At 37.2% G+C, this 25,366-nt stretch carries 23 protein-coding genes and 1 pseudogene; 19 read left to right on the forward strand and 5 right to left on the reverse strand.

Translation table 11 applies throughout. From position 1 onward, the window contains the following. The first annotated feature begins 12 nt into the window (after nucleotides 1-12). From liaF to AB3H93_RS02655, 6 genes are all read left to right on the forward strand, one after another. Nucleotides 13-744, forward strand: coding sequence for a cell wall-active antibiotics response protein LiaF (gene liaF, locus AB3H93_RS02630; RefSeq protein ID WP_010719720.1), 732 nt, complete (start codon nucleotides 13-15; stop codon nucleotides 742-744). Continuing rightward, nucleotides 741-1,808, forward strand: a complete 1,068-nt coding sequence (gene liaS, locus AB3H93_RS02635; RefSeq protein ID WP_368020076.1) for a two-component system sensor histidine kinase LiaS — start codon at nucleotides 741-743, stop codon at nucleotides 1,806-1,808. The genes liaF and liaS overlap by 4 nt, the downstream gene beginning before the upstream one ends. Nucleotides 1,809-1,814: 6 nt before the next feature. Beyond that, entirely contained in the window at nucleotides 1,815-2,447 is a 633-nt protein-coding gene (locus tag AB3H93_RS02640) for a response regulator transcription factor (protein WP_010719718.1), read from the forward strand. Between the two features lie 85 nt (nucleotides 2,448-2,532). Beyond that, the gene (locus AB3H93_RS02645) at nucleotides 2,533-3,198 is read left to right on the forward strand and encodes a TrkA family potassium uptake protein (protein WP_010719717.1); all 666 of its coding nucleotides are present in this window, start codon (nucleotides 2,533-2,535) and stop codon (nucleotides 3,196-3,198) included. A gap of 12 nt (nucleotides 3,199-3,210) precedes the next feature. Continuing rightward, entirely contained in the window at nucleotides 3,211-3,504 is a 294-nt protein-coding gene (locus AB3H93_RS02650; RefSeq protein ID WP_010719716.1) for a HesB/YadR/YfhF family protein, read from the forward strand. 128 nt (nucleotides 3,505-3,632) lie between these two features. Then, complete coding sequence (locus AB3H93_RS02655; RefSeq protein WP_053766087.1) at nucleotides 3,633-4,580, forward strand: phosphoglycerate dehydrogenase; 948 nt, start codon at nucleotides 3,633-3,635, stop codon at nucleotides 4,578-4,580. A 100-nt stretch (nucleotides 4,581-4,680) separates the two neighbouring features. Here the strand turns inward: AB3H93_RS02655 and AB3H93_RS02660 are convergent, their stop codons facing one another. Next, a complete protein-coding gene (locus AB3H93_RS02660; protein WP_025480226.1) occupies nucleotides 4,681-5,478 on the reverse strand; it encodes a DUF1189 domain-containing protein in 798 nt (265 codons plus the stop codon). Nucleotides 5,479-5,718: 240 nt separating this feature from the next. Here AB3H93_RS02660 and AB3H93_RS02665 point away from each other — a divergent pair, with 240 nt between their 5' ends. The 3 genes from AB3H93_RS02665 to AB3H93_RS02675 all read left to right on the forward strand — a co-directional run bounded on the left by AB3H93_RS02665 (nucleotide 5,719) and on the right by AB3H93_RS02675 (nucleotide 7,213). Then, nucleotides 5,719-6,183 carry a GtrA family protein gene (locus AB3H93_RS02665; RefSeq protein WP_010719713.1) on the forward strand — a complete coding sequence of 155 codons (465 nt, stop codon included), beginning with the start codon at nucleotides 5,719-5,721 and terminating at the stop codon, nucleotides 6,181-6,183. Between the two features lie 97 nt (nucleotides 6,184-6,280). Beyond that, nucleotides 6,281-6,889 (forward strand): superoxide dismutase, encoded by a 609-nt coding sequence (locus AB3H93_RS02670; RefSeq protein ID WP_081128616.1) that lies wholly within the window; start codon nucleotides 6,281-6,283, stop codon nucleotides 6,887-6,889. Between the two features lie 123 nt (nucleotides 6,890-7,012). Next, complete coding sequence (locus AB3H93_RS02675; RefSeq protein ID WP_010719711.1) at nucleotides 7,013-7,213, forward strand: cold-shock protein; 201 nt, start codon at nucleotides 7,013-7,015, stop codon at nucleotides 7,211-7,213. A gap of 98 nt (nucleotides 7,214-7,311) precedes the next feature. On the opposite strand, the gene AB3H93_RS02680 is transcribed toward AB3H93_RS02675, so the two are convergent. Beyond that, entirely contained in the window at nucleotides 7,312-7,614 is a 303-nt protein-coding gene (locus tag AB3H93_RS02680; protein ID WP_368020077.1) for a hypothetical protein, read from the reverse strand. Between the two features lie 30 nt (nucleotides 7,615-7,644). Next, complete coding sequence (locus AB3H93_RS02685) at nucleotides 7,645-8,760, reverse strand: helix-turn-helix domain-containing protein (protein WP_368020078.1); 1,116 nt, start codon at nucleotides 8,758-8,760, stop codon at nucleotides 7,645-7,647. Nucleotides 8,761-9,271: 511 nt separating this feature from the next. Here AB3H93_RS02685 and AB3H93_RS02690 point away from each other — a divergent pair. From AB3H93_RS02690 to AB3H93_RS02710, 5 genes and pseudogenes are all read left to right on the forward strand, one after another. Further along, on the forward strand, nucleotides 9,272-12,244 hold the full coding sequence (locus AB3H93_RS02690; protein ID WP_368020079.1) for an adhesive domain-containing protein: 2,973 nt from the start codon (nucleotides 9,272-9,274) through the stop codon (nucleotides 12,242-12,244). A gap of 91 nt (nucleotides 12,245-12,335) precedes the next feature. Then, nucleotides 12,336-14,001 (forward strand): annotated as a pseudogene (locus tag AB3H93_RS02695) (hypothetical protein). Between the two features lie 22 nt (nucleotides 14,002-14,023). Next, nucleotides 14,024-14,263: a hypothetical protein gene (locus tag AB3H93_RS02700; protein ID WP_034698894.1), complete on the forward strand. Its 240-nt coding sequence runs from the start codon at nucleotides 14,024-14,026 to the stop codon at nucleotides 14,261-14,263. 31 nt (nucleotides 14,264-14,294) lie between these two features. Further along, entirely contained in the window at nucleotides 14,295-15,779 is a 1,485-nt protein-coding gene (locus AB3H93_RS02705) for a Mur ligase family protein (RefSeq protein WP_342081552.1), read from the forward strand. Nucleotides 15,780-16,125: 346 nt separating this feature from the next. Next, nucleotides 16,126-17,343, forward strand: a complete 1,218-nt coding sequence (locus AB3H93_RS02710) for an LCP family protein (RefSeq protein WP_010738153.1) — start codon at nucleotides 16,126-16,128, stop codon at nucleotides 17,341-17,343. Nucleotides 17,344-17,397: 54 nt separating this feature from the next. Here AB3H93_RS02710 and AB3H93_RS02715 read toward each other — a convergent pair whose 3' ends face one another. After that, nucleotides 17,398-17,868 (reverse strand): TspO/MBR family protein, encoded by a 471-nt coding sequence (locus tag AB3H93_RS02715; RefSeq protein WP_010719703.1) that lies wholly within the window; start codon nucleotides 17,866-17,868, stop codon nucleotides 17,398-17,400. A 329-nt stretch (nucleotides 17,869-18,197) separates the two neighbouring features. Between AB3H93_RS02715 and AB3H93_RS02720 the strand changes: the two genes are divergently transcribed. The 3 genes from AB3H93_RS02720 (at nucleotide 18,198) to AB3H93_RS02730 (ending at nucleotide 21,717) form a co-directional block, all read left to right on the forward strand. Then, the gene (locus AB3H93_RS02720; RefSeq protein ID WP_368020080.1) at nucleotides 18,198-19,751 is read left to right on the forward strand and encodes a carbohydrate-binding protein; all 1,554 of its coding nucleotides are present in this window, start codon (nucleotides 18,198-18,200) and stop codon (nucleotides 19,749-19,751) included. 77 nt (nucleotides 19,752-19,828) lie between these two features. Then, entirely contained in the window at nucleotides 19,829-20,407 is a 579-nt protein-coding gene (locus tag AB3H93_RS02725; protein ID WP_368020081.1) for a lytic polysaccharide monooxygenase, read from the forward strand. Between the two features lie 629 nt (nucleotides 20,408-21,036). Further along, on the forward strand, nucleotides 21,037-21,717 hold the full coding sequence (locus tag AB3H93_RS02730; protein WP_034698910.1) for a YcjF family protein: 681 nt from the start codon (nucleotides 21,037-21,039) through the stop codon (nucleotides 21,715-21,717). A gap of 163 nt (nucleotides 21,718-21,880) precedes the next feature. Here AB3H93_RS02730 and rlmD read toward each other — a convergent pair whose 3' ends face one another. Beyond that, nucleotides 21,881-23,278 carry a 23S rRNA (uracil(1939)-C(5))-methyltransferase RlmD gene (gene rlmD, locus AB3H93_RS02735; RefSeq protein WP_207428529.1) on the reverse strand — a complete coding sequence of 466 codons (1,398 nt, stop codon included), beginning with the start codon at nucleotides 23,276-23,278 and terminating at the stop codon, nucleotides 21,881-21,883. Nucleotides 23,279-23,385: 107 nt separating this feature from the next. Between rlmD and recX the strand changes: the two genes are divergently transcribed. Together recX and mutY are read left to right on the forward strand one after the other, a co-directional pair. Continuing rightward, entirely contained in the window at nucleotides 23,386-24,183 is a 798-nt protein-coding gene (gene recX, locus AB3H93_RS02740; RefSeq protein WP_368020082.1) for a recombination regulator RecX, read from the forward strand. Then, nucleotides 24,176-25,357 carry an A/G-specific adenine glycosylase gene (mutY, locus tag AB3H93_RS02745; protein ID WP_081128626.1) on the forward strand — a complete coding sequence of 394 codons (1,182 nt, stop codon included), beginning with the start codon at nucleotides 24,176-24,178 and terminating at the stop codon, nucleotides 25,355-25,357. The genes recX and mutY overlap by 8 nt, the downstream gene beginning before the upstream one ends. Nucleotides 25,358-25,366: the final 9 nt, after the last annotated feature.

Consider the following 25,366-nt stretch of genomic DNA (forward strand, 5'->3'; position numbering starts at 1 on the left):
AGGAGAATAAAGATGAATAGTTCTTGGCGTTTTTTTATCGTAGTCGAGGCTTTATTATTACTATTTGCAGTTTGGCAAATTGTGAACAACGTAGAATTACTTCTTCTCGTATTGTTTGGTGCATTGAACATATATTTAGCATTAAGAAAATATCCACGATCTGGATTTCGAAATTTTCAATTGATTATAGGGAGTTTGATCGTTTTCTTTAGTTTAGTCAATAGCCCTGCACTATGGTTGATGGCAGTATTTGCGATCTTGTTTATCGGACTAAAAGGGGTTGAAATTTCTGGGATTGATCTAACAAAAAATACCTTTTGGCGAAAGAAACAGATGATCATGGTACAAACCGATCAATTAAAAACACATAATAATGAACGAAAAAAACAACAATTATTTGGAAATCAACGTATTGGTAATGATGTTTATGAATGGGATGACATCAATATTGCTTTAATTTCAGGGGATACGATCATTGATCTTGGCAATACATTGTTACCAAAGGATGATAATATCGTTATTGTGCGAAAAGGAATTGGCAGAACGAGAATTTTGGTACCTTTAGGGATTGCCATCAGTTTAGAGCATGCAACACTTGTTGGAAATGTTTTATTTGAAGAGGAACAATTTTCATTAAAAAATGAATCCATCAAAATTTATAGTAACGATTATGATGAAAACCCAAGACGGTTAAAAATCATCACGAATACATTACTTGGTGACGTTGAGGTGATACGTGTATGATGAGCAGATTATCAAAATTAATGATGGCAATCTATGCCTCAGCGGCTTCTTTTTTAATCATCTTGTTTTCGTTGTTCACTTATTTTTATGCAAGTAACCAAACAAATTGGTGGCGTGCCATTTTAAGTGCAAGACTATTGTATGTGCCGCTGATTTTTCATTTGTTTGCTATTGCCTTAGGTGTCGGATTAGTGTTTTTTTTGATAGTATCACTTATCCAAAAAGCAAAGTATGGTAAAATTGAAGAAAAATTAAGAGCATTATCTTCTGGTAATTATGAGTCTAGTCATTTGAATGAACCCATTCCCAGTGCAAATGATGATATTTATGTACAAGATATTGATAAAGAAATAACCAAAATAAAAGAAAAAATGATTGAAGTTTCTAGTGAACTACAAATTATCACTAGCAGACCCCAGTATGTGGATGGACAGACAAGAGAGGAAATCTTAGAACTAGAAAGGCATCGTTTAGCCCGGGAACTCCATGATTCTGTCTCACAACAATTATTTGCAGCGATGATGATGATGTCTGCTTTAACAGAACAAGCCGAAAAAACAGATAGTTCAGAAATATTTCGCAAACAATTACGTATGGTTGCTGATATCATCAATGCTTCTCAATCTGAAATGCGTGCGCTCCTACTTCATCTTCGCCCAGTGAATCTGGAGGAGAAGAGTTTGAAACAAGGAATTGAGCAATTATTAAAAGAACTACAAAATAAAATTCAAATTTCATTGAAATGGGAGATCGAAGACGTAAAATTGTCCAATTCGATTGAAGATCATCTTTTTCGTATCGTGCAAGAATTATTATCGAATACCTTACGTCACGCTAAAGCAAATGAATTAGAAGTTTATTTACACAAAATCAATAATAACTTATTGTTACGAGTGATTGATGATGGTACCGGGTTTAATATGAACGAAACGAAAACAGGTAGTTATGGATTAAATAATATTAGGGAACGAGTAGCAGGTATTGGTGGAACAGTTAAAATTATTAGTTTTAAAGGACAAGGCACCAGTATTGAGATCAAAGTTCCTTTGATCAAGGAGGCATAATTGAAAATGATACAAGTATTACTCGTAGATGATCATGAAATGGTTCGCTTAGGAGTATCCTCTTATTTATCGATTCAAGAAGACATTCAAGTGATCGGTGAAGCAGAAAATGGTCGAGAAGGCTATGAAAAAGCAATGGAATTACGACCTGATGTGATTTTGATGGATCTTGTTATGGAAGAAATGGATGGGATTGAATCAACTAAAGCTATTTTAAAAGACTGGCCTGAAGCAAAAATAATTATTGTAACCAGTTTTATCGATGATGAAAAAGTTTATCCAGCCATTGAAGCTGGTGCAGCTGGGTATCTATTAAAAACTTCTACCGCTCATGAAATTGCAGATGCGATCAGAGCAACTCAAAGAGGGGAACGAGTGCTAGAACCTGAAGTAACAACAAAAATGATGGAAAAAATAAGTAAGAGAAACGAGCCAATTCTTCATGAAGAATTGACAAAACGCGAAAATGAAATCCTGATGCTGATAGCAGAAGGAAAAAGCAACCAAGAGATCGCAGATGAATTATTTATTACTTTAAAAACAGTCAAAACCCATGTCTCAAATATATTAGCAAAATTAGAAGTAGAAGATCGAACGCAAGCAGCTATTTATGCTTTCAAACATGGATTAGTTAAATAAATTGTTTATTCTAAAAAAGAAAGCTTACTTTCGTTTTTAGAAAGCCTTTGCTATACTTAAATAAAATAGGTAAGGGAGGAAGCAAGTGAAACAAAATTTTGCAATTGTCGGGCTTGGACGATTTGGTGGCAGTATTTGCCGAACCTTAGTTGAAGCAGGACAAGAAGTATTAGCTATTGATAGCAATGAAGATCGTGTCAATGAATATATGAATATCGCTACTCATGCAGTTGTAGCAAATGCACAAGATGAAATGACATTGCGTTCACTAGGAATCAGAAATTTTGATCATGTGATCATTGCAATCGGTGAAGATATCCAAGCAAGTATCCTCGTTACATTAATGGTCAAAGAGATGGGAGTTCCCAACATCTTAGCTAAAGCTCAAAATGAATATCATGCAAGAGTGTTAGAAAAAATCGGAGCAGATCGTGTGGTTCACCCGGAAAGAGATATGGGGATTCGTATTGCTCATAATCTTGTTTCAAAAAATATATTGGATTACTTAGAACTATCGGATCAATTTTCTCTTGCAGAAATTCGAGTTTCTAATCCCAAATTTTTTAATAAAACATTAGCGGAGCTGAATTTTAGGCAACGTTATGATCTAACAGTTGTAGCAATTCGACGCTTTGATCGTTCGGTCGTTGTTTCACCTTCAGCAGATGAATATGTCAGAGAAAATGATAATTTATTAGTAATTGGGGAAACCGAAGATGTAGATATATTAGACGATAAAATGAATCAATAAGGAGATGCAGGAATGAAATTATCAGTAACAGATAATGCACGTAAATGGTTCGAAGAGGAAGTAACCATCCCTGAAAATTATGGGATTCGTTTTTTTGGGAAAGTCTACGGCAAGACAGAAGTACATGATGGTTTTTCTATCGGAATGTCTGTCGAACAGCCTGAACGACCAATCAAAGAAGAAACCATTGACGGGATGCTGTTTTTTATTGAAGAAGCAGATGACTGGTTTTTCAAGGGGTATGATCTTGTTGTTGATTATGATGCATCTTTAAATGAGCCAACTTATCATTTCAAAGAACAATAAAACAAAGGAGCGTTTCTTTAGCTACCATTAGCTTGGAAAACTCCTTTTTTATATTTACCTCTGTTTTCATAAGACTGAGTCACGAAACACTTGATTATAATTAGTAATAGAAGGGATGCGTAACTAAGATGGCAGAAAAAATTATTTATTTAGATCGAGGATTTAGACAAGAATTTATTGATAAAATGACTGAATTAGCGCCTAATTACGTCATAAAAACTGAGCTTGAACCTACAGATTTGATGAATGTTGAAATTAGTTTAGGGTGGAATCGCCAATACGAAAAAGAGCTATTAGCATCTCCAGGGTTAAAATGGGTACATTCGATCTCGGCAGGGGTAGACACTTTACCACTAACGGCATTTTCTGAAAAAGGGATCTTACTTTCAAATGGTAGTGGTATTCATAGTGAATCAATAGCTGAACACATCATGGGAGTGATTTTAGGCTATTCTCGAGGGCTGTTCCAAGCACAAAAAGCACAAGCAAAGAAAGAATGGTTAGGAACTCATGTCCATTATCAGCCATTAGAAAAACAAAAATTATTGATCATCGGAACGGGGCAAATCGGCAAGATGGTTGCTGAGAAAGCAGACAGCTTTTCTATGGTCAGTTATGGGATAAATACTACCGGGCATCCAGTAGAAGGATTCAGTCAAACGTATTCCTTAAACGAAGTGGAAAAAGTAGTAGCTGATATGGATATCATTGTAAATATTTTGCCTCTGACAGAGCAGACTAAGGGCTTCTTTAATTATGAATTATTCAAAAAATTCGCTTCCCATGCGTTATTCATCAACGTTGGACGTGGGGCTTCTTTAAAAACAGCTGATTTAGTTCAGGCATTAAATGAAGAACAACTCGCTTTTGCAGCATTGGATGTTTTTGAAGAAGAACCATTACCTGAAAAAAGCCCATTGTGGGAAATGGATCAAGTATTGATTACGCCGCATATCGCTGGCTTAACCTCAGATTTTCAAAATAAGTTAATGACAATCTTTCTAGCCAATCTTAAAAGCTATGTCACAAATCAAGAGCTTAAGATAAATGAAGTGGCATTAAAAAAAGGATATTGATCCTTACTTAGAAAAATAGTTGACATTAAAAAACGACTTTCTTTGACTAGCGTTGCCGCCTAATCGAAGAAAGTCGTTTCTTATGTTTGACATTCGTGAACTACATCATTTGGCTTTTTGGCCAGCCTTTTACCGCCTGTGCAAAAATAAAAAGTCCTGCTATTGCGATAAAAGCACTTGTGTCAAAAGCCGGTAAGAAAATCATTAAGATCGTGGCTAAGACTGTTGGTAGGGTGATTGAATAGATCATCGTTTTTAAACAATCAAGAAAAGAAGCGCCAGTCAAACGTAAACGCGCATAAATATAAGCTGCAAAATTAGCTAAAAGTAAAGTAACGATCAAATTCAAAAAGCTTGGATAAATAGAAATTAAGAAAGTCACTATCTTGATCCAAAATGGAATTGTTGCTTCACTTAAGGTTGTACGCAATTGTTTTCCTGTTAGATTTTTTAAGGCATCATTTTTATAGTCAAGTTCAAGTGAGTTATTGTTTAGAAAAGTAGTACCGGTATTAGGTAAAGCTACGACGAGTTTATTTTTTAGTAGTCCAACACTAAGAAAATTTCCGACTAAGTCAGAAGTAATATCTTTTTCAGACCGTTTGCCTTCCGGATCAAAAGTAAAGATGATAGAATTTGTTTGATAGATGAAACCTTCATGATCTGCTGCATCAATTTTCCCGTTTTTTATGGAAAAATCTGGAATCTTGGTGGCAATTTTCTGACCATCTTGTTTGATGTTTTCTAGCACTTGAAACACTTGATAGGAAATAGGCAAAGCCATGATGATGCTAAGGACCAAAAGATAAAGAACCGATTTAGCAAACGGGGTTTTTCTAGCATTTTTGAGCTCTTTAAATTGCGTGAATGAGCTGATAATTAATTGTTTTGTTGTCATAGTTACTCCTTCTATGCATAATGTCATCATTAGCAATTCTAGCGAAGTCTTAGAAGAAATACAAGGGGAAATACCAATTGGCAATCTTCCTTTAAGGTTCATGTGAGAACCTGCTTTTATAAAAAATAACGAGAATGTTAAAATTTGCTAGTTACAAAGATGAATTTAAGGAATAAAGATGAAAACCAGAGACAAATAAGGTATGATGAATAAGAATTGATTAGTAAGGTAGGATGAACGATGAATTTTTATTATCGAGTGAGACAATTTTTAGAAGAAAAAGGTTACTGGGAAATATTTATTTACCTATTTTTTGGTGGTTTAGCAACAGTCGTGAATATCGTTACTTTTGCAATTGCATTACAGATGCTCCATCTAAGTATGCCGATAGCAAATACTATTTCTTGGATTTGTTCTGTTTTATTTGCTTTTGTAACGAACAAATTATGGGTATTTCATTCCAAGTCACCTAATTTTTTCCATTTAGTTATTGAATTTAGTAAATTTTTGTTCTATCGGATTCTTTCTTATGGTATGGATATGGGTTCCATGTTGCTGCTGATTCAGGTGATGCACACAAATGATTATGTGGCTAAGATTATTACCCAAGTCATCGTGGTAGTCGCCAATTATGTCTTTAGTAAATTGTTTATTTTTAAAGGGACAACCATTATTGAGGAAGAACTTCCTGAAAAAGAGAAGTAAAATCCACAGTAGGCATAATTTTTGAAGAATTCCTTGCTCTTTGTTACTCTTTGTAGTGTAGACACTATGAACAAACACATTGAGGAGGAATTTTTTTATGACTTACACATTACCAGATTTACCATATGCATTCGATGCGTTAGAACCTTATATCGATGAAGAAACGATGCACTTGCATCATGACAAACACCATAATACTTATGTAACAAATTTAAATGCAGCGATTGAAAAACACCCAGAACTAGGTGAAAAAACAATCGAAGAACTACTTTCTGATATGGATGCTGTCCCTACAGATATCAAGACTGCTGTACGTAATAATGGTGGCGGACATGCAAACCATTCTTTCTTCTGGAAAATCATGGCACCAAATGCTGGTGGCGAACCAACTGGTGCAATTAAAGAAGCGATTGATGAAGCCTTTGGTGATTTTGCAACATTTAAGGAAGAATTTAAAAAAGCTGCAGCTGGCCGTTTTGGTTCAGGTTGGGCTTGGTTAGTGATGGAAAATGGTAAATTAGCGATCACTTCAACAGCCAATCAAGATTCACCGTTAATGGAAGGCAAAACACCTATTTTAGGTTTAGATGTTTGGGAACATGCGTATTATTTGAAATATAAGAATGTACGACCTGATTACATTGAAGCTTTCTGGAACGTTGTGAACTGGGAAGAAGTAAACAATCAATTATCAACTGCCAAATAATCATTTTCAAGCCTAAAAAAAAGAATGAAAAATAAATTAAGCAAGTCTTGCGAGCGTTTTCTAAATTCGGTATAATATTTATGCAAGGTTTCTTGCAAGAACTTTTTTGGAGGCTATACATTTATGGAACATGGAACAGTTAAATGGTTCAACAATGAAAAAGGATTTGGGTTTATTACAGTAGACGGCGGAGACGATGTGTTCGTACATTTTTCAGCAATTCAAGGAGACGGCTTCAAGAGCTTAGAAGAAGGTCAAGAAGTTGAATTTGCAATTGTTGAAGGCGCACGTGGCCCTCAAGCTGCTGAAGTGACTAAATTATAATAACTTGTTGAAGAAAAGCCCGCTTAGCGGTCTATTCAAATAATAAAAAGAAGATGGCGTCTGCCATCTTTTTTTTATTTTATAAAAACCCAAGTTAGTTATTCGTTGACTAGTTTCTTGATTTTTTGGCTTAATAGATAAATCTGCTCACTAGACATATCAGTCGGAGCGACTAAACACGGGATTGTTTCTTCATATGTCAGGATCTTTAACGGCATATCGGTTGTTCGAATGATTAAGTCTGGCTCAAACAAAAGATCATTTGTAAAAACCACATTTAAGTAAACTCGTAATTGTTCTTGCAACATACTCATATAACTCAGTTCAATACTTAGTGGCAAGTCACTTTCGTACTTTATCTTTATTTCTTTATCAAAGTATGTTGGAGAAGTAATGATCATAAAAGCTTCGATCAAATGACAGGATTGTACCTAATACAGCTCTTGTTGCTGTTTTTGGAATTGGGAAGCTAATTGATTGATTTCTCGATTGAATGCTGGGTAATTTTCTTCTACAAAGACTGATAAGTCATATTTAATGGTGGAAAATCGGTGGAACAGCAGCCCACTCATCCCATTGGCAAAGATCGTACTATTTAGTAATTTTTTCTTTAGGTTGATTTGTGTAGATTTAAACCCAATTTCATAAATATAGCTATAGAAACTATTTTGAAATTGTTTGATCGCTGTGGCTTTTTTTAGATGGAATTTCATGGCTCGTTCTAAGTGATCGTCTTTTAAATAAAAAGCTGGGCGTGCTTGTAACCAAAGAAATAAAAATTGGACTTCCAAAAGATCGAGCTTGGCTTTCACGCTCATTCGTTTAAGGAAATGGGTAATCTCTTCAAAGCTATCCCAAATCTCTTCTGTAAAATCAGGAAGTTCTCTCTGATTCATCTTATTTCCTTGTGCTGATCGGACGAAAGTGATAGCAATAATAAAGCACCATTCAATCATTTTCAGTTTATTTGGTTTTTGTTTTGTCAGCTGAAAAGCATACTCAATCCCTGCAAAGGTTTCATGAAAATCAACGGTTGGAAAGGGCCAAACGACCCCTTGATAGTATTGCCACAAAAATAAATAAATAAGATAACGGACTTGTGGTTCGCTACCTTTGAGATACACGAAGCCTTTTGAAGTCTTTAATTGTAATTGATAGGTACTAAGCAACTGATTGATTCGAGTAAGATGTCTTCTTAAGGAGGGAATACTAATCTTTTGCTCTGTGGCAAAGGAAACCAGATCAACTCTAGGTTGAAGACAAAGGTCTTTTAACAATTGAAAGATGGCGGAATTTTCCAAGATTTTTAGTAGTAATAGTTGATACTCACTGATCGTTCCAGAAAAAGTGAAGCCTTTTGTACTTTTTGTGATGTGATCGTCAGATAAAACCTTAAGATAGTCACATTGATGAAGCACAGAACGTTTGTCACAATGAGCTGTTTTCGATAATTCCTCTAACGTACAAGTAACTTGTGAGCGATATAAGTTGTCCAAGATCGTTAATTGGACTTGGATATTCCTTTCTAACATGACAGAGAAATTCATTTATTTTTCCCTCCTATATTTTTATACTCGAAATTTTCCGAATGACAAATTATTAAATTTTGTCATTTTTTTTTACGAAAAATGAGAAAAAAATTTATTATAATCATTTTTTATAAAAATTAGCCAAAAAAATAAGTGAAAAATACGTTATTTTAATTTGGGCTGTTAGTTTTTTTCATGAATGGATATATAGAGAAATTCCTTAATGACATTATAATTTATCCAAGCATAAAAACGAAATGTTATGCAATATTTTTACATAATTGCTACAGTTCCTTTTTATTTTTAAAATAATAAAGTTATTTTAAAAAGATTAAAACTTAATAATAGATTTTTAATTTAACGATTGCTAAAATCTTTGTAACTTAAGTTAACTGAAGTTTTTTCAGAAAGATATCTTTTTGACAAAAAGAAAGGAGGCCAGTTCCTAGCGGAAATAATTGTTGTTAGTGATTGATTAAGTGGGGGATAAAGCATAAGTAAATAATGGAAGCATCTAAGGGGGAAAAAAATGAAAAAGGATTATAAAAAAAGTATGGATCAAAAAGCTAGAGCTAAACGTCGATCCAAAAAATACTTATTAGTAGGAACGTCTATTGCTGCAGGGATGCTGTTGGGGACAGCACCTATTTCAATTGCTACACCGTTGTTTACTGTGGGTTCACAACAAGTATATGCTGACTTGATTAGTGGCCAGTTGTTCAATAATCTAACGACGTCTAATACCAGTGGAACAACAGCAAGTGCACCTTTTCCATTGGCTGGAACGACTCGTAATGTTGATTTTGTTATTTCAGCTAATAATGGGATTGATCTAAGTGTTCTAAATGGCTCGAGACGAGCAGTTTTAGCAATCCCAACTGAAATGCAAGGTTTAGTTAATCCAAATGGGACGGGTACTTTCCAAACAGATATTTTGTTACCAGGAGAAGAACTACAACCACTATTGTCGATTGTAGATGGGGCGGTAACTACCCTAGTGTCTGCTGTTGAAAACATTGTTAACCTTAACCCGTTGGCATCAGTCAATTTAGATGAAGTGTATGCTCAACTAGCATTATTAGAGAACCTTAGTACATTGACGTCAGCTGAAGTAGCATTGAATCTTCAAATGCAAGGGGACGAATATATCTATGGTGAATTAGATGGCTCATTAGAAACAGTTATTCGAGAAGGGCTGACTGAAATTTTAGATGGAATCAATGATGCTGTCCAAGCAATCCAAGCGACACCGAATGCAGGAAGCGGTGCTCTTGGTACGATAGCAGCAGGTACGATCAATACAGCGTTGTCCGCAACGATTAAACCAGCATTTAATCTTACTTTTGCTACTGCAACAGGTTTAGTTGGTGTGGGGTCATCATTGATTGGAACATTAGCTGATGCGAGCGTATTAGGTGAAACGACGGTTACGATTCCGACATTGATTCAAGATCATAATTATAGTGATTTAGCGGCAGCCGGAGTAGATATGTCTGTTCCTTATGAAGCTGGCTTCGTTGGAAATATTGTAAAAGCAGATGTTTTATCTATCGATATCGCCTCTAGCTCTGATGGCTATTCGCCAGTTTTTTATCAAGCTGCTGAAGTAACACCACCATATAATGTTGTTGTTACAGGGAACTCAACTGATGGTTATGAAGTAACTGGGATGGCAGATCCTAATGCAACAGTTCGTATTTATGATCAAGAGAATAATTTGATTGCAGAAGGACAGGCTGATGAAAATGGAAACTTTACGATTCCAATTGCAGCCACAGATGTGTCACCTTTAGAAGACATCCAATTAATCGCGTATGATGAAAATGACAATCCAAGTTTACCAGCTGCTGCTGTGATCCCAGACGATGAAGAAGCCGACGCCGATGCTGATGCGGATGCTGACGCCGATGCTGATGCTGATGCTGATGCCGATGCCGATGCCGACGCTGATGCCGACGCTGATGCCGACGCTGATGCCGACGCCGACGCTGATGCTGATGCTGATGCTGATGCCGATGCTGACGCCGATGCCGATGCAGATGCAGATGCCGATGCTGACGCCGATGCCGATGCTGATGCTGACGCCGATGCCTATGCTGATGCCGATGCTGATGCCGACGCTGATGCAGATGCTGATGCCGATGCCGATGCAGATGCAGATGCCGATGCTGACGCCGATGCCGATGCTGATGCTGACGCCGATGCCGATGCTGATGCCGATGCTGATGCCGACGCTGATGCAGATGCTGATGCTGATGCTGATGCCGACGCTGATGCTGATGCTGATGCTGACGCCGATGCCGATGCCGACGCTGATGCTGACGCCGACGCCGACGCTGATGCTGATGCCGATGCTGATGCTGATGCTGATGCGGATGCCGATGCAGATGCCGATGCGGATGCCGACGCTGATGCCGACGCCGATGCGGATGCCGATGCCGACGCCGATGCCGACGCCGATGCGGATGCCGACGCCGATGCTGATGCCGATGCCGACGCCGATGCCGATGCCGATGCCGACGCTGATGCTGATGCGGATGCCGATGCTGATGCCGATGCGGATGCCGATGCCGACGCCGATGCCGATGCCGATGCCGATGCCGACGCTGATGCTGATGCCGATGCCGACGCTGATGCTGATGCTGATGCTGACGCCGATGCTGACGCCGATGCTGACGCCGATGCTGACGCTGATGCCGATGCCGACGCTGATGCTGATGCCGACGCTGATGCTGATGCGGATGCGGATGCCGACGCTGATGCAGATGCAGATGCCGATGCCGATGCTGACGCCGATGCTGATGCTGACGCCGATGCTGATGCCGACGCTGATGCTGACGCTGATGCAGATGCCGATGCTGATGCTGATGCTGATGCTGATGCGGATGCCGACGCCGATGCCGACGCGGATGCCGATGCTGATGCAGATGCAGATGCCGATGCTGATGCTGACGCTGATGCTGATGCTGATGCCGATGCTGATGCCGACGCCGATGCTGATGCCGACGCTGATGCCGATGCTGATGCCGATGCCGATGCTGATGCAGATGCCGACGCTGATGCTGATGCTGACGCCGACGCGGATGCCGATGCCGATGCAGATGCCGATGCCGATGCCGATGCCGATGCTGATGCTGATGCCGATGCCGATGCTGATGCTGACGCTGATGCCGATGCCGACGCCGACGCCGACGCTGATGCTGATGCTGATGCTGACATGGGAAGTGCAGGAAATGGTACAGATACGGATCAGAACGGCGACCCAGGAATGGTGCCGATCAACACTTCTGGTGGATCAGGTTCAAATCCACCACAATTACCTTTGCACTATGGTGGGACAAGTCATACAAAACCATTGAATTACCATGACGGCTCAACACTAAAAATGTATCCTAAAACCTCTGATACGGTAAGTTCATCTGTTTCTTGGCTAGGTGGCTTAGTATCGTTGATTTCGGGAATGGGTATTTGGAAAATGAAAAGAAATAAAAAGAATAACTAATAATTAACGGAGAGGTTATAACTATAGAAATAGATTTAAAAATCATAATGGATGTAGTTATAACCTCTTTATTCTTGATAGGGGTGAGTCTATGCCAGTTCAAACAGATAAAAATGATTTAGCAACCATCCAAGAAGTACTTGAAAAAGTAGTCATTCATACGGAGAAAAAATTATTAATCGTATCCGTAGGAGATTTTAGTAAGCGTGGTAAGACTTATGAATTTTACGGAAACAATCTAAAAACAATTTGGAATAATTTTCTAACAGCTTATCGAACCTATCATTTTGAGACAGAAACGTATCTGAGGTTGGATGTAGTGACGAAAGAAGAGCAAGTTGATTTTCAACAAGTCAAAGAACGGTTAAACAAAATAAAAAGGAATAATTACATCGATTTTAATTTGCGAATAGATGGAATCAGAAAAAGAAGTTTTTTAAAAGAAGAATTAGTAGCAAATGCAATCATTAAACCAAGTAAAGCACATATAGTTGGAAAAAATCATCCTGAGTTACACATTGATTCCCAAAATTACCGTGGCTATGTCAAGCGTAAATATGGACGTGAAGAAAGTGATTTAAGCTACTTAGAGCGTTCAAAGTGTTATTTTTTTGAAACAGCCTCCTTCTATTTTGAAAATGGTGAAGTATTCCCTTTGAAAGATTATGGCAATGGCAATCAAGTCAGAGAAGTGACTACAGAAAATCTTGATGATATTACGGAACTAGTGATTGAACAAGGAACGAATTATTTAACCAAACAGTTGACTCCTACTGGTAAATTCATTTATGGCTATTATCCTTGCTATGATCAGTTACTAAAAGGGTATAATTCGGTTCGCCATTTTTCATCTTTGTACGCATTAGCTGAATCGGCAGAATATTTATCCGACCAGGAATTGATGCAACGAGTCAAAGAAGGATTACTATGGGGATTGGAAAATCTTACTTCTGAAGTCAATGGTCAGCTGTTGATTAAAGATTACTTGAATAAAGAAGTAGAGTATAAGTTAGGAGCCCAGGCGACAGCAATCTTGGCTTTAGCAAAATATTCAGAAGTGACTAAAGAGACCATCTTTCATAGTTCCCTTAGTCGTTTAATCACGACTGTTTCAGAAAAATTTATCACTCCAGATGATCAGACGATCCATGTGTTGAATGCCGAATTAATGACAAAAGAGCGTTTTAGAATTATTTATTATGATGGTGAAATTCTGTTTTCCCTCTTAAGAGCACATGCGATTTTAAAACAAATTGAGATTTTTGAGATTTGTGAAGGATTGATGGAACAATTTGTCGCAAATAATTATCAAAAAGTACCATGACCACTGGTTAAGTTATGCAACGAATGAGATGCTTAAATATCAAGAAAAAGATACTTACTATGAATTTGGTATTAAGAATGCAATGGTCAACATCAACTTTATCGATCAACGAGATACAGCTTATCCAACCATGCTTGAGTTACTAGTAGCAGCCTCAAAAATGATCAGCAAATTAGAAAGAAGTCCTTTAAAAGATAAGCTTTTTCCGATAGAGAAAGAATTTTTTGAAACGAAAGCACGAATCAATACGGTAATGAAAAAAAGAGTGTTACATGAAATCACAACAGGAGTCATGTTTCCAGAGTTTGCACAGTTTTTCAAACAACCGCAAGTGATCAAATATGGTTTTTTTGCGCGTCATGATCGTTTCCGTATGAGAATAGATGATGCAGAGCATTTTCTATCTGGTTTGATCAATTACTTATGCCTTTAAAAAGAGAAGAGGAGTGAAGATAATGGTTGGTTATATTCGATTTGCTGCTTTAGCATTGATTGGTCTTTCCTATTTAGGGTTTCGGCTGAAAAAGAAAAAAGACCATCAATCAGAAACTTTAGAAAATGATTGGAGTCAGTATCAAAAAAATGAAGAGGGGTTGTATCCTTGGGAAGAAGACCAAGATGACTCGCCACAGAGAATTGAAAAAACAGCAACAAGGTATGTGAATCAAGCAAGACCAAGACGAGGAAAATGGTAGAGAGAATCTAGAACAAAGTAGGTGTAAAAGAATGTGGAAGATCCAAGAATTATTGGCTGATATCGATGGTGCGTATTTACAAAAGTACGACCATCTTGATCAAATAATTGACAACTTTGAGTACTTTTCTGGACATTTAAACAAAAGAACCAATTATAATACCACAGCATTTGTTTGTTTGACACCAGAAAGAAGAAGTTACATCAATCGAAAGACAGTGGCTTGGCGAGATGGGAACGAGCAAATCAAAGGAAGGGAAAATGAGTTTGGTTTAATCATTACTGAAATCCCCATTGATGACCCAGCTGTTAGAACGCCTCAATTTATTGTTAAAAATAGTTGGGAATTTTTACTACAAATTTCAGAGAAAATCCGAAGCAATTATGTACAACCAATTGTAGCAATCACTGGTTCGGCAGGAAAAACATCCACACGAATGATGATCTCACATTTATTCCAAAATGAAAAAGTGTTAGAAAATCGTGGGAACCACAATGTTCGTTTTGCGATTCCTCTATATCTAAGCAAGCTAGTAAGTGAGCCAGATATGTTGAACTTAGAAGTCTCTGTCAATGCGCTGAACTCTTATGACACTGGATCAATGTCTAATTTAGTGCAACCAGAGATTGCGATTGTAACCTCAATTGGAGAAGCACACCTTAGTTCATTAAAAGATACTATCGGAGTGGCACGACATAAGGCAAAAATTTTTGAAGGACTGAAGCAAGATGGCACTGCAATCATCAATACAGATATTGGTGAGGAAGAACTAGCGATTCTAATGACAGCAGCCAAAAAAAGAACAGCAGAGATTCTCACGTACTCTTTGTATGATCAAACAAAGGATGTCTTCTTAATTGAAACGAGACAAGAAAGAGAGTATTGTGAAATTTTATTTTCTTTTTTAGGACAAGAATTTTCGATGAACTTGTCAGTTGCTTCTGCCGGTATGATTTCTAATGCTTTTGCTGCTTTATTGACAGTCTGGAAAATAAAAGGCGACATTCGATCGTATCTGCCAGCATTTACTACATTTAAGCCATTGTCTAAGATTCTCGATAAAACGAATTATGCTTCCTTGAATGGAACGAATTTCACATTTATTGACGACACCCATAATGCTTCTTTGCCTGCGATGGAAAATGCTATCGATTATTTTGATGAAGTTCGAACCTTTTATCAAGGAAAAAGTATTTTGGTACTTGGACAGATTGCTGACTTAGGAAGTACTGCACAAGTGATCCATGAATCACTGAAAGATTCGATGGAACATTGTGGAGCAGATCATATCTTAGGTTATGGTGAGCATTTTAAAAAGATTTTTGAGGAAGAACAAATACAAGATCAACGATTCAAATGGTTCGCTACTTTACAAGAGTTAAGTGATTATCTAGAGGAATTACTAATCGAAGACAGTCTAATTTTAGCGAAGGGGTCTGTAACAGGGAGTGATTTTCATGATATAGATCGTTACATCCGTAAAATCGCTAATAAAAAACAGTTAAAAGCTGTATAAAATAGGTGGTATCAATTTGTAAAAAAGAGACAATGTCTGCTGAATGGCATCGTTTCTTTTTTTGCAAATAAAACGACAGATCCAAGATGACCATTGTAATTAAGAAAGAGAACGAGTAAGAGGCATTTCAGTGCTTCAAAATAAAAGCGTTTTGAAATACTGAGATTCAAGCTTTTCTCTGTAATGATGCTATGGTATGATAATTAAGAATTCAAAAAATTACATATTAATTAGTTTTTTATTCACGACTATTTTTTTAAAGTTTTATTATGATTAAATAGGTAGTTTGCTGATTTATTAGTTGTATGAGAAAATATTTTAAGAAAATGTGAGATAGAGGTGCATTATGAAGCGGTGGCAAAAAGTCGTAATAGCTTTACTGGGAATTCTCGTTGTTTTTATTGGCGGAGTCTCAGCTTATGGAATTAAACTCATGGGTGAAGCAAACCAAACAGTCAATCAAATATCCAAGGGATCGAATCGTCAGTCAACAAAGCGTAAAGATAAAGTGAGTATTGACGACAAAGAACCTTTTTCTGTCCTTTTGTTAGGACTGGATACTGGCGGATTAGGTAGAACCGAACAAGGAAGATCGGATACAATGATGGTGGTAACGGTGAATCCCCAACAAAAAAAATCAACGATCGTCAGCTTAGACCGTGATATTTATACCAATATCGTTGGTCATGGTACTGTTGATAAGTTGAATCACGCCTATGCTTTTGGAGGCGTTGAAATGGCCATGGACTCAATCGAACAGTTACTCGATATCCCCATTGACCATTATGTAACCATTAATTTAGATGGAATGGAAGATCTGATCAATGCTGTCGGAGGTGTGGAAGTCAATAATAAAATTGATTTTACATTAGATGGTGTTCATGTTCCTGTAGGTAAACAAGTATTAGATGGTAAGAAAGGCCTTGCTTATTCACGGATGCGTCACGAAGATCCTAAAGGGGATATCGGACGTCAAGCACGACAGCGTGAAGTCGTTACTAAAATTGTTAATAAAGTATTGAGTTTAGATGGTGTCAGCAATTATCGGAAAATTTTAAAAGCGGTCGAAAAAAATGTCACAACTGACCTAGATTGGGATGATATGCTAGATGTAGCAACCAATTACACACCAGCATTTGAAACGATCAAACAAGATCAATTGCAAGGTAAAGATGCAACCATTGATAGTATTTACTATCAAATTTTAGGTGAAAATGATTTATTAAGTATCCAAAACGAATTGAAAAAACAATTAAACATCAAACCAAGTAAGACATTACCTAATTTAAAAAATGACAATGCTTCTATCATGTTCTACAATGACTCGCAATCCGCTGAAGATTCGAACGAGACTGCGACAAGTGAGAATAATTCAACTTATTCAGGAAATTCGCAAACAACAAATCAGTACAACGAGTATAATCAAGAATACAATCAAAGCGCCGATCAAAATTATGATCAGTACGGCAATCAGAACTACAATCAGAATTACAACCAAAACAATGAACAAACTTACCAACAAGAAAATAATGAACAAGGATATAATTATGGAAATGGGTATTAAGTAAAAAAAGCATTCGCAACAGTCATAACCGACTGTGCGGATGCTTTTTTTTTACTAGTTTAAAAATAAAATAGAATAGTTGAGAAGCGTAGCAAATAATACCCAGAGATAATATGGTACCAGTAACCACATCACTAAGCGATAGTGGTTCCATAGTTGATAAAGCAGTATGGAGAGAAGGATCACTAATAAAGTAATATCTAGTGCAGCAATTAAGGTGTTTTGCAAGTTGAAAAACAAAGCAGACCAGATAAAATTACATACAAATTGAATAACAAATAATGTAATTAATTTTTGTTTGACCCTTTTGTTTTTCATTACCAATAGTAAATATAACGAAATTCCCATTAAAATATATAGCACTGTCCACATAGGACCAAAGATCCAACTAGGTGGTGCAAAAGGAGGTAGCTCAAGTGAATAATAATAACTACCTGGATTACCACTTAGTATCCCCGATAAGAAACCTAAAATCACTATGCCAACAGTACAAACCCAAAAACGATAATCTTTCAGTATAGCCATATTGTTTTAACTCCTTTCTATAATTCTAGTTTACCATGAACGTTTTAAACATACTTGAATTTGATTTGGAAGGTTATACTTTTGGTTTAGTTATTTTAAACCAGTTATTATATTAGAATATTAACCCCTATCTCTTATTGGATAATGAAAATCATTGCCATTGTAATGTTGTAACTCCGAACATTATTAAAGAAAATAGTCAATTAGATTAAATAACGTTAATTGTCAAATTTATTGTTATTTTTGATGTTATTTATCTGATAAGATAATATATGTAATCGATTACAAAACAGATGATAATAGCACTGATCACGAGAGGAGAAGAAGATATGGGAAATAAAAGATTCAAAAAAATGTTAGCGGGAGCAGCTCTTTGTAGTCTGATGATTGCGCCATTATTATTGAATATGGAAGAGGCGTTTGCGACAGAACAAAGTACGAACAAGCAAGCTGGTTTTGGCGTTGGTCAAGGAATCAAATGGGCGGATCAAGTAGTAGCACCATTTGTCGATATGACGGCATATGTTTCAGGCAGCAATCTATCAAATAACGGAGCGCTTAATTTAGCTGCAGTGGCAAAAAGCACTGGACAAAAATTCTTCAATTTAGGATTCATGCAATCAAGAGGTATTAAAAATGGTAAGATCGACTGGGCCTGGGGTGGATTTGGAGGCTTAAGCGAAAGTGATAGCGATCAATGGCAATATGAAGGAATCAAAAAATCCATTCGTGAATTAAGAGAAGTTGGTGGCGATGTTGCTGTATCATTTGGTGGTCTAAATTCTGGCGCATTTTGGGAAACAACACAAGATTCAACCATTTTAGCAAATGCTTATAAAGAAATTATTGATGGTTATGGATTAACTCGTGTTGATTTCGACGTAGAAGCTGGGGCAATGAATTATGCGCATAATTTAGCTAATGCTAAAGCGATTAAAAAAGTCCAAGATGAAACAGGTGTTAGTGTGACCCTTACATTACCAGTGATGGACTTTGGATTGGTATCTACAGGTTTATCTGTCTTGCAAGCCTATCTTGAGGCAGGTGTTGATCTAACTACTGTTAATATCATGACGATGTGTTACGGTAGCGTTGTTCCCGATTATGCGCAAGGTTCACTAGATGCAGTGGACAATACGAAAAAACAATTACAAGATTACTACAAACGTTATGCGAACAAAACGTTAACTGATGCTCAAGCTTATGCTAAATTAGGAACAACCCCTTCCGTTGGATTTGAAGGAGACACACATCCATACTTTACAACTGATATGTTCAATAAAATCGTCCAACATGCAAAATCAAGAAAACTCGGGATGGTTTCTTATTGGTCAATGAACCGTGATGCCATGGTCGATGGTGGTCAAGGTCAAGTCAAAAATCAATATGAGTTCTTAACTGTTGCCCAACAATTCACTGATGGAACGACTGGTGGAGAAAATGACCCAGTAGAAACGCTAACTAAACCATCAATTCCGGTAAATTTAACTAGTAGTAATGTTACGCAAAATTCAGTGACTTTAAACTGGACTAATAATGCTTCAAAAGAAAAAGTCACTCATTATGAAGTTTATCGAAACAATATTCGCATCGCTACAAGTGCAACGAATACATTTAAAGATCAAAATTTACAAGCAAATACAACCTACAGCTATAAAGTTAAAGCAGTTAACGCTGCAGGAACCTCTGACTTTAGCCAAGCAATCTCAGTGAAAACCACAAGTGAAAGTACGCAAGGTGATACTTGGGTTATCGGAAAATCATATAAAATAGGCGATATCGTTACCTATAAGGGACATCGTTATCGTTGTATTCAACCACATCCAGCTACTGAGGGATGGGAACCAGATATTACAGAAGCTTTATGGGTAAGAATCTATTAAAAGTTATAAAAGCATAATGTTTGATTCTTTTATTAAAAGCGCTTACAATGAACCTATCAATGAATGGGAGGTTCATCATGAAAAAGGTTAATATCTTAATGTTTGTTGGCGTTGTTATGTTAGGTTTGTTTGGATTTGGTGCATCTGGCTATGCTCATGGCTATATTACCTCACCTGGAAGTCGTGCTTATTTCGGAACTGCAGCAGCTGGTAATTTGAACCAAAATGTTGGACGAGCAGAGTGGGAGCCACAAAGTATTGAAGCACCAAAAAATACCTTTATCGATGGGAAAATAGCAAGTGCTGGGGTTACTGGATTTGAGCCACTAGATGAGCAAACAGCAACTAGATGGCATAAAAATATCATCAATACTGGCAACTTGAATATTACTTGGTTTTTAACTGCGCAGCATAGTACAAGTACTTGGGATTACTATATCACTAAAACTGGTTGGAATCCTAATGCAGCATTGAAAATCAGTGATTTTGAATTGATATCAAAAATTGATGACAAAGGTGCAAGACCGCCACAAACTGTCAAACAAACAATCAATATTCCAAAAGATCGCAAAGGCTATCACGTGATCTTGGCTGTATGGAATATTAGTGATACAACCAATGCTTTTTATCAAGTAATTGATGCGAATATTCAATAATAAAGCATAAGAATCTTTTGGGTTCAATTTCAGCGAATCTGTGCTAGAAATACCAATTATTCAAAGACAAGTGTAGAAGACTGAGGCAAAACTTGCTTCAGTCTCTTTATTTCTCAAAATGTGTAAATGGTGTTCAATCATCAGATCCTCGAAATAAGCCTGAATTTTTCAAAACGTGAGAAGCTGTTTCAAAAAATTCTTTCTTATTGTCATCAGAGCTACCCGATGTTTTCACGACCTCTGATTCACGGTGTTCAATCATCAGCTCCTCGAAATAAGCCTGAATTTTTCAAAACATGAGAAGCTGTTTCAAAAAATTCTTTCTTATTGTTATCAGAGCTACCCGATGTTTTCACGACCTCTGATTCACGGTGTTCAAAGAGCTGACCTTCGGCGATAAGTCAAAAAATCTCAAAACATGGGGGGCTGTTTCGAGATTTTCATCTTTAAATTTGAGAAGCAGTTTTCGGAAATTCGTTCTAAATTATTGATGCTAAACATTGTTGTTTCAACCTTCTTTTGTTCATGAGTGAATGATTTTGGTTAAGGAAAGGTTTAATGTATGATAGAGCTACAACAATGCTTCATTAAATGGAGTATTGGTAGTTTTTAGTAGGGGGAAAAGTATGATGAGATTTTTTAAGAAGAATACGCAAGATACAAGCGATGAAACTAATCATGTTGCACCACTTGCTAAAGAAACACTTGACCAGCAAGAGTTCGACTCTTTCTTTGCTGAAGTGTTAAAAAAAATGCCACAAAAATCAGCTAGAGTGATCCTTAATGCTTATGACCAATCGAAAATCGTAGCAGAAAAAATCCTTGCAAAAAATCAAGCAAAATTTGATCATGTATTTAAAGATTTTTTAAAAGGAGTCGATGAAACGACACGCAAAAAAAGTCATAGGATCATTCACGCGGCTTCGTTAACAGCTGCAATCATCGGTTGCTCTCCGATCCCTTTTTCAGATGCGTTTTTATTAGTTCCAGTTCAATTGACTATGATGGCTCGGCTACATAAACTTTTTGGACAACCTTGGTCAGAAAGTTTAGGGAAAAGTGTTTCTAAAGAACTTGTAGTAGTCAGTTTAGGAAGAAGTACTGTCGGAAATATTGTCAAATTTGTACCAGCAGTTGGAACTGTTACAGGGGCAGCGATCAATGCCACTGTTGCAAGTGCCATCACCGAATCACTAGGGTGGACCACCGTAAAGATGCTGAATGATGGGGAAGATATATTTGAACAAGTCATGTCATTCAAAGGACAATCCCAGACATTGTTTCGTGCATTAAAAAGTATCAAAAAGTAAATATTTAGTGGATAAATTGAATTAGTAAGAGTTAAAAAAATGAACAATCATGAACTATTGCATAACAAAAACATCCAAAACACAGAGCTGTGTTTTGGATGTTTTTTATTTACTTAGGTTGGGTTAAGTCAGACGAGCAGAAAAAGTACCGAAAAAAGTTCAGCTAGTTTTTGCTGGTAACACTTGATCTTCTAGTCAATTTTACAACGACTTCACATCGAGCCGTTTGGGGAAACATATCCACTGACTGCAAATACTCCACTTTGAATTTCTTACTTAATTGTCCCAGATCTCGTGCTAAGGTTGAGACGTTGCAGGAAATATACACTAATTTCGTTGGCGGATAGTTGAGGATCGATTGAATCAACTGGGGATCAAGCCCTGTACGAGGGGGATCGACAATGATCCCATCTGGTTCAAATCCTTCTTCAAGCCATTTTGGTAATAAATCTTCAGCAGTTCCAACTTCATAATGGGTATTAGTATACCCTAAACGTTGAGCGTTTTTACGTGCATCATCAATAGCCTGAGGAATCACATCCATTCCACGGATTTCTTTCGCTTGTTTTGCTACACTTAAACCAATCGTTCCCACACCACAGTAAGCATCTACGATCGTTTCATTTGGTTGGATCGCGAGTGCTTTGATTCCTTCATTATAAAGGACTTCTGTTTGTTGCGGATTCAACTGGAAAAAAGCTCGTGGCGAGAGATCAAAAGTAACTTCATTGAGATGTTCTTCAATAGCATCTTTTCCCCAAAGGTGGATTGTTTCATCGCCCATTACGAGAGAAGTTTTAGCAGGTTGAACATTTTGCATGATTGAAACAACCTCTGGCAATTGTTGGTTAATATCACGGATGATTGCATTTTTTTGTGGAAATTTTTGACTGCGAGTAATAAAGACAACTTGTAATTCACCCGTTTTTATTCCAACACGTACCATGATCGTCCGAAAAATGCCGCTGTTGCTCCGTTCATCATAGATAGGAAGGTCATACTTATTCAATAACTCGACGACCGTATTCATCACTTTTTGTGTCTGTGGTTCTTGAACTAAGCAATCGATTAATGGCACAAGTTCATGGGAATTTGCTTGATATAGCCCAGCTTCGATTTGTTGTGTTTTCTTATTTTTTCTTAATTGGAATTGTGCTTTGTTTCGGTAATGCCATGGTTCTTCCATGCCAATCGTTGGACGTAATTCGTAAGAACGAAAGCCAGCCGGTTTGAATTTTTCTAGCGCTTGCATAAGCAAATCTTTTTTGAAATCAAGTTGTGCCTGATATGCTAAATGTTGAAGCTGACAGCCACCACATTCATAATACACTGGACAAGGCGCCACCACTCGATCCTTGCTTTGCTTTTTGACTTTGATTAACTGAGCTTCCGCATAGCGAGGTGTTGCTTTCGTGATCTTGACAAGGACTTCTTCTTTGGGCAGTGCATAAGGGACAAAGATGATCAAACGTTTGAAATAACCGATCCCTTCACCGTTGATACCCAGTCGTTTGATTTTTAAAGGGATGGTTTGGCCGTTTTTGACAATGGTTTCTGTCATAAGTATCTTCCTTTTTTCTAATAGTGTGGTTTTATTCTAACATATTATTAATAGCGATGGGGATTTTCTATGTTATGATAAGAATATACGTTCGAGGAGGTAACTCAATGATAACAGTTACTAGGATCAGTAAAGGCAAAGGTCCATTTTATCAAGTCGAATTATCTGAAGGAGATTCTTTGAAGGTTTCAGAAGATATCTTGGTGCGTTACCGCTTGTTAAAGGGACAAGAATTAACAGAAGAAACAATTGAGGAAATCAAGAAAAGTAGTGGGTTTGACTTTGGTCTCCAACAAGCGCTCAATTATCTAAGTTATCAATTGCGTTCGGAAAAAGAAATTAGAACTTATTTGAAAGAAAAAGAGATTGAACTAGCTGACCGTAATAAGATCGTGGATCGTTTAAAGAAATTAGATTTGATCAATGACCTCGTCTATGGTGAAAGCTACGTGCGGACAAATGTACGACTAAGTGACAAAGGACCAAAAAAAATAGCTCAGCAATTACAACAAAAAGGTTTGAAACCGGAAATCATAGAGCAAGCGCTGTTGCAATATCCAGAAGAAGAACAAATAGCGATAGCATCGCAAACGGCAGAAAAATTATTCAATAAAAATCATGGGAAAAGTCATAAAGAACTTTTTAGAAAAATTCAACAAAACTTGATGACAAAGGGATTCACCCAAGACGCGATCCAACAAGCCATCGCCCATTTACCACAAGAAACGGATGAAGACGCTGAATATGAAGCATTAGTTTCACAAGGGGACAAGTTATGGCGTAAAAACGAGAGATTTGAACCGAAAAAACGTAATTTAAAAATCAAACAAAGCTTATATCAAAAAGGATTTGATTTAGAAATGATCCAACGATTTATCGTAGAAAAGGAAGAAGCAAGTGAATAAAGAATGGGAAAAATGGACGGAAGAGGAAATCGCACAGTTTCAAACGCAATTTGTTGGCTGGTACGAAAAAGAAAAACGCAATCTACCTTGGCGCTATGATCGTGATCCTTATCGTATCTGGATTTCTGAAATCATGCTTCAACAAACCCGTGTAGATACGGTAATTGCTTATTTTTATCGCTTTATGGAATGGTTTCCGACGATTGAAGCGTTAGCTGCGGCACCAGAAGAAAAACTTTTAAAGGCTTGGGAAGGATTGGGGTATTATTCTCGCGTTCGAAATATCCAAGCTGCTGCCCAACAGATCATGACAGAATTTGATGGACGTATGCCGCAAACACCAGAAGAAATCAGTTCATTGAAAGGGATTGGTCCTTATACTACAGGCGCTATTTCAAGTATTGCTTTTGGCTTGCCAGAACCAGCAATCGATGGGAATGTCATGAGAGTCGTGAGTCGCTTATTTTGTATTGAAGCTGACATCGCCAAAGCTTCTAGTCGGAAAATTTTTGATGAGGCGATGCGTAGGATCATTGATGAGAAGCATCCTGGTGAGTTTAACCAAGCAATGATGGACCTAGGATCGGCCATTTGTACACCTACTTCACCTAATTGTGAATCATGTCCGATCCAATCATTTTGCTTAGCTTACAAAAAAAATGAGCAAACCTCGTTTCCAGTAAAAACAAAGAAAGCCAAACCGAAAGATGTCTATTATGTGTGTGCAGCGATTCAAAATGAGGCGGGAGCCTATTATTTTGAGGAACGACATACGCAAAGGTTATTAGCAAACATGTGGACGTTCCCGATGGTCGAAGTCACAAAAGAGAAATACGAATGGTTGCAAGCTGAATGGGCTCAATCTCATGAACCAAGCTTATTCGATCAAGACAAAGTTGCAGAAGAAGAGACGGAGCTACCCTTTCATTTTAAAGAACAATTGATTTGGCAAAAGCGGCATTTGGGAGAGGTAACGCATATCTTTAGCCATTTGAAATGGCACGTATTACTATTTTACGGCCGAATACCTTCTCAATCAAATGACAAATTTCCTAAAACTGAAATAACACAATGGTTATTACCAGAAGACTTCGATAACGTGGCTTTTCCAAAAGTACAGGTAAAATTAAACGAACAATTAGAGAAAAATCGAAACAATAGTAATCCTTTCTAGGCAAAGCTC

The organism is Enterococcus sp. C74 (genome assembly GCF_040887125.1).
In the GTDB taxonomy this organism is placed as follows: domain Bacteria; phylum Bacillota; class Bacilli; order Lactobacillales; family Enterococcaceae; genus Enterococcus_B; species Enterococcus_B hirae.

What these genes read in the sequence shown, in the direction of transcription:
- AB3H93_RS02675 (WP_010719711.1), top strand. Translation starts at nt 7,013, where the DNA reads ATGGAACATGGAACAGTTAAATGGTTCAACAATGAAAAAGGATTTGGG.
- AB3H93_RS02655 (WP_053766087.1), top strand. Translation starts at nt 3,633, where the DNA reads ATGGCAGAAAAAATTATTTATTTAGATCGAGGATTTAGACAAGAATTT.
- liaF (WP_010719720.1), top strand. Translation starts at nt 13, where the DNA reads ATGAATAGTTCTTGGCGTTTTTTTATCGTAGTCGAGGCTTTATTATTA.
- AB3H93_RS02730 (WP_034698910.1), top strand. Translation starts at nt 21,037, where the DNA reads ATGAGATTTTTTAAGAAGAATACGCAAGATACAAGCGATGAAACTAAT.
- AB3H93_RS02670 (WP_081128616.1), top strand. Translation starts at nt 6,281, where the DNA reads ATGACTTACACATTACCAGATTTACCATATGCATTCGATGCGTTAGAA.
- AB3H93_RS02710 (WP_010738153.1), top strand. Translation starts at nt 16,126, where the DNA reads ATGAAGCGGTGGCAAAAAGTCGTAATAGCTTTACTGGGAATTCTCGTT.
- recX (WP_368020082.1), top strand. Translation starts at nt 23,386, where the DNA reads ATGATAACAGTTACTAGGATCAGTAAAGGCAAAGGTCCATTTTATCAA.
- rlmD (WP_207428529.1), bottom strand. Translation starts at nt 23,278, where the DNA reads ATGACAGAAACCATTGTCAAAAACGGCCAAACCATCCCTTTAAAAATC.
- AB3H93_RS02705 (WP_342081552.1), top strand. Translation starts at nt 14,295, where the DNA reads ATGTGGAAGATCCAAGAATTATTGGCTGATATCGATGGTGCGTATTTA.
- AB3H93_RS02685 (WP_368020078.1), bottom strand. Translation starts at nt 8,760, where the DNA reads ATGAATTTCTCTGTCATGTTAGAAAGGAATATCCAAGTCCAATTAACG.
- AB3H93_RS02680 (WP_368020077.1), bottom strand. Translation starts at nt 7,614, where the DNA reads ATGATCATTACTTCTCCAACATACTTTGATAAAGAAATAAAGATAAAG.
- AB3H93_RS02715 (WP_010719703.1), bottom strand. Translation starts at nt 17,868, where the DNA reads ATGGCTATACTGAAAGATTATCGTTTTTGGGTTTGTACTGTTGGCATA.
- AB3H93_RS02720 (WP_368020080.1), top strand. Translation starts at nt 18,198, where the DNA reads ATGGGAAATAAAAGATTCAAAAAAATGTTAGCGGGAGCAGCTCTTTGT.
- AB3H93_RS02665 (WP_010719713.1), top strand. Translation starts at nt 5,719, where the DNA reads ATGAATTTTTATTATCGAGTGAGACAATTTTTAGAAGAAAAAGGTTAC.
- AB3H93_RS02725 (WP_368020081.1), top strand. Translation starts at nt 19,829, where the DNA reads ATGAAAAAGGTTAATATCTTAATGTTTGTTGGCGTTGTTATGTTAGGT.
- AB3H93_RS02660 (WP_025480226.1), bottom strand. Translation starts at nt 5,478, where the DNA reads ATGACAACAAAACAATTAATTATCAGCTCATTCACGCAATTTAAAGAG.
- AB3H93_RS02700 (WP_034698894.1), top strand. Translation starts at nt 14,024, where the DNA reads ATGGTTGGTTATATTCGATTTGCTGCTTTAGCATTGATTGGTCTTTCC.
- AB3H93_RS02690 (WP_368020079.1), top strand. Translation starts at nt 9,272, where the DNA reads ATGAAAAAGGATTATAAAAAAAGTATGGATCAAAAAGCTAGAGCTAAA.
- AB3H93_RS02640 (WP_010719718.1), top strand. Translation starts at nt 1,815, where the DNA reads ATGATACAAGTATTACTCGTAGATGATCATGAAATGGTTCGCTTAGGA.
- AB3H93_RS02650 (WP_010719716.1), top strand. Translation starts at nt 3,211, where the DNA reads ATGAAATTATCAGTAACAGATAATGCACGTAAATGGTTCGAAGAGGAA.
- liaS (WP_368020076.1), top strand. Translation starts at nt 741, where the DNA reads ATGATGAGCAGATTATCAAAATTAATGATGGCAATCTATGCCTCAGCG.